We start from the raw sequence: 1835 nt of genomic DNA, 5'->3' as shown, positions 1-1835 counted from the left end.
CGCTTTGCCCTTGCCCCACCTTGCCCCCGCAACTGGAAGACGTGACTGATGACCCTTCGCGACAGGCTCTTCATCGGCGGCTCCTGGGTGACCCCCAGCGACCCTGACCTCCTCCTCGAGATCCGCTCCCCCCACGACCAGTCCGTCCTGGGCAGGGTGGCCCAGGCAGCCGACGCGGACGTGGACGCCGCCGTCGCCGCGGCGCGTGAGGCCTTCGACAACGGGCCGTGGCCGCGCACCGACCCCAAGGAGCGGCAGGAGGTGATCCGCCGGGTCAACGCGCTGCGCGAGGCCCGTGCCGACGAGATCGCCGCGGCCATATCCGCCGAGAACGGTTCGGCGGGCTGGTTCACCAGGGCCGGCCAGCCGTTCCTGACCCGCCAGGTCGACGCCTACCTCAAGGCCGCCGCCGAACTCGGCTGGGAGGAGGTCCTCGAACCCTCCGACCCCTCGGTGGACTTCGACACCGTGGTCAGGCGCGAGGCGATCGGCGTGGTCGCCGCGGTCATCCCGTGGAACTCGCCCTTCTCCGCGGCCACGGCCAAGCTGACCCCGGCCCTCCTGGCCGGCAACACCGTGGTGCTGAAGGTCTCCCCGGAGAACTCGCTGAGCATGATGCTGCTGGCGGACCTCTTCCACGAGGCGGGCCTCCCCGAGGGCGTGCTCAGCGTCCTCCCGGCGGACCGGGAGACCAGCGAGCACCTCGTCTCGCACCCGGACGTCGACAAGATCGCCTTCACCGGCTCGACCCGCGCCGGACGGCGCATCGCCTCGATCGCCGGCGAGCAACTCAAGCGGGTCAGCCTCGAACTGGGCGGCAAGTCCGCGGCCGTCATCCTCGACGACGCCGACCTCCCCGCCGTGATGCAGGGGCTGCGCTTCGGCTCCCTGGCGAACAACGGCGAGGCCTGCATCCTGCAGACCCGGATCCTGGCGCCGCGCAGCCGCTACGAGGAGGTCGTCACGGCCCTGAAGGAGATGGTGGAGTCCCTGAAGGTCGGCGACCCCTCCGAGCCGGACACCTTCATCGGCCCCATGATCCGCCGTGACCAGCAGCAGCGCGTGATCGACTACATCAAGCTGGGCATCGAGGAGGGCGCCCGCCTGGTGACCGGCGGCCCCGAGGTACCGCGCGGGCTGGAGGAGGGCAACTACGTCACTCCCACCGTCTTCGCCGACGTCGACAACGGCATGCGCATCGCCCGGGAGGAGATCTTCGGCCCCGTGCTGGTCGTGATCGCCTACGACGACGAGGACGACGCGGTGCGGATCGCCAACGACTCCGACTACGGCCTGTCGGGGGGCGTCTGGACCACGAGCCCCGAGCGTGCGCTGGCGGTCGCCCGCCGGCTGCGCACCGGGACCGTCACCCTGAACGGCTCCCCGATGAGCTTCGACGGCCCGTTCGGCGGCTACAAGGCCAGCGGCATCGGCCGCGAGTACGGGTCGGTGGGCCTGACCGGCTACGTCGAGCACAAGACGATCACCCGTCGGCGGTGACCGCGGGCGGGCCGGGCCCGGGAGGCGTGTGGGGCGCCCCGGGCCCGGCGGTCACCGGTCGCGGCGGCCCGGGTGGGGGTCAGGAGTCGTCGGCGTGGAGGTTCTTGACCTTGATCCAGTCACGGCTGCGGCGACCCGGCAGGTACGTGCTGGTCAACCGCTTCGCCACCACACCGTCGTACCCCTCCTGACGGATGTAGTGCAACGCCTCACTCGCCATCGCCGGCCAGTACGGAGGCACCACCACATGCGGCCCCGACACCCCCAGATCATCCAGCAACGCCCGCCGCGCCGTGTACGGCGAATGCAACACCGGCTCCCCCAAGTGCAGGATG

Annotated in this window: 2 protein-coding genes; one reads left to right on the top strand and one right to left on the bottom strand. The window is 71.2% G+C overall.

Annotated features, from left to right (window positions below; genetic code table 11):
* The first annotated feature begins 48 nt into the window (after positions 1-48).
* Positions 49-1500, top strand: a complete 1452-nt coding sequence (locus PV350_RS46420; protein ID WP_499515995.1) for an aldehyde dehydrogenase — start codon at positions 49-51, stop codon at positions 1498-1500.
* A 79-nt stretch (positions 1501-1579) separates the two neighbouring features.
* On the opposite strand, the gene PV350_RS46415 is transcribed toward PV350_RS46420, so the two are convergent.
* Positions 1580-1835: ATP-dependent DNA ligase (locus tag PV350_RS46415; RefSeq protein WP_500339288.1), on the bottom strand; the 256-nt coding region annotated here is incomplete at its 5' end.

It is taken from the genome of Streptomyces sp. PA03-6a (assembly GCF_033792765.1).
Lineage (GTDB): Bacteria > Actinomycetota > Actinomycetes > Streptomycetales > Streptomycetaceae > Actinacidiphila.
The sequence above is the reverse complement of the archived record's forward strand: the minus strand, read 5'-3'. Positions and strand labels throughout refer to the sequence as shown.

Excerpts from the sequence above, each read along its gene's own strand:
- PV350_RS46420 (WP_499515995.1), top strand. The coding sequence starts at position 49 with ATGACCCTTCGCGACAGGCTCTTCATCGGCGGCTCCTGGGTGACCCCC.